Origin of the sequence: Alkalibacterium olivapovliticus, from assembly GCF_003003275.1 — a bacterium.
In the GTDB taxonomy this organism is placed as follows: Bacteria; Bacillota; Bacilli; order Lactobacillales; family Carnobacteriaceae_A; genus Alkalibacterium; species Alkalibacterium olivapovliticum.
The window spans coordinates 1-1,377 of record NZ_PVTO01000075.1 but is presented as its reverse complement, the minus strand read 5'-3'; the positions used below and the strand labels follow the sequence as shown (position 1 = coordinate 1,377).

The window sequence follows — 1,377 nt, the reverse complement described above, 5'->3', positions numbered from 1 at the left end:
GCTGGATTTTATAATGAAGTTAGCCACCTAGGCTAACATAAAAAAACGCCATGTGAATTTCATGTTATATTGAAGTTACCACTAACTCTCAATAGACAGGATGAATTCACATGACGCACTCTAACGATACCACATTAGCACGTAAAGGAAAACACTTATCATATGCAGAGAGGGTTCAAATAGCTGTATTGAAGCAGGAAGACTACTCCAATCGTCGCATTGCTGATATCATCGGTCGGGTACCTCAGACCATCAATAACGAAATCCAGCGCGGAACCGTTACTCAACTAAGACGTCAAAAGCAAAACGGTAAAATCTATGATTATTATGACGATGTATATGATGCCGACGCTGCTCAAGCCAACTATGATAAACAACGACTGAACTGTGGCCGGCGGCCAAAATGGGCAGATACAGATGCTTTCATAGAATGGGCTGATGAGAAAATGCTGGATGATAAATGGTCCCCTGATACAGTGGTCGGTTTTGCTAAAAGACATGAATTGTTCGATGCTTCAATTATCCCTTGTACAACCACGCTTTATGGCTGGATAGATAGAGGGATTATGAGAACAAAAAACATTGATTTGCTAGAAAAGTTATCTCGGAAACCAAAGGTTTCTGCTCAAAAGAAACGGCCAAATAAGCGCGTTCTCGGCCCATCGATTGATCGTCGACCAAAAGACATTGATACCCGTGAATCGTTTGGTCACTGGGAAATTGATACAGTAGTAGGTAATAAAGAAAAGACCGATGCTGTACTGCTCACTTTGGCTGAACGACAGACCCGATTTGAAATCACCTTAAAAGTAAATGGAAAAGATCAGGAATCGGTTAATCAGGCGATTCGTGACCTTCAAAAACGATCAGGTCATACATTCTCTACACTATTTAAAACGATAACTTCTGATAATGGTTCAGAGTTTGCGGGACTTTATGAGGCCTTAAAGGATACTTTAGACATCTATTTTAGTCATCCCTATGCATCGTTTGAACGGGGAACAAGTGAGAACCAGCATAAATTCATTCGTCGTTTCATTCCCAAAGGGAAGCCGATTGGTCGAGTCTCAGAAGAACAATGCTTGCGTATACAACAATGGATGAATGATTATCCTAGAAAAATATTGGATTACAGAACGCCACATGAAAGCTTCGTCAATGCACTACGATCAGAGCGTCAGGCTGCTTAACCCGTGAGGGCTTGACAACGAGCCTCCTTCGGCATGACCTGAAAGCTGTGAAGCTGGCTAGGCCAGCTTGTCAAAAAAACTATCATGCCTCAGCTCATTATCAAGCCCTCTCTACAAGGAAAATGAACGCTAAATTTCACATGAAAATTATTTTTAACAAGTGGCTAACTTAAACTTGAAATTTACA

Annotated in this window: 1 protein-coding gene; it reads left to right on the top strand. The window is 41.1% G+C overall.

Going from position 1 to position 1,377, the window contains the following annotated elements; all coding sequences use genetic code 11:
• The first annotated feature begins 110 nt into the window (after positions 1–110).
• Positions 111–1,190, top strand: coding sequence for an IS30 family transposase (locus tag CLV38_RS13580; RefSeq protein WP_106196524.1), 1,080 nt, complete (start codon positions 111–113; stop codon positions 1,188–1,190).
• Positions 1,191–1,377 lie beyond the last annotated feature (187 nt).

What these genes read in the sequence shown, in the direction of transcription:
- CLV38_RS13580 (WP_106196524.1), top strand. Translation starts at nt 111, where the DNA reads ATGACGCACTCTAACGATACCACATTAGCACGTAAAGGAAAACACTTA.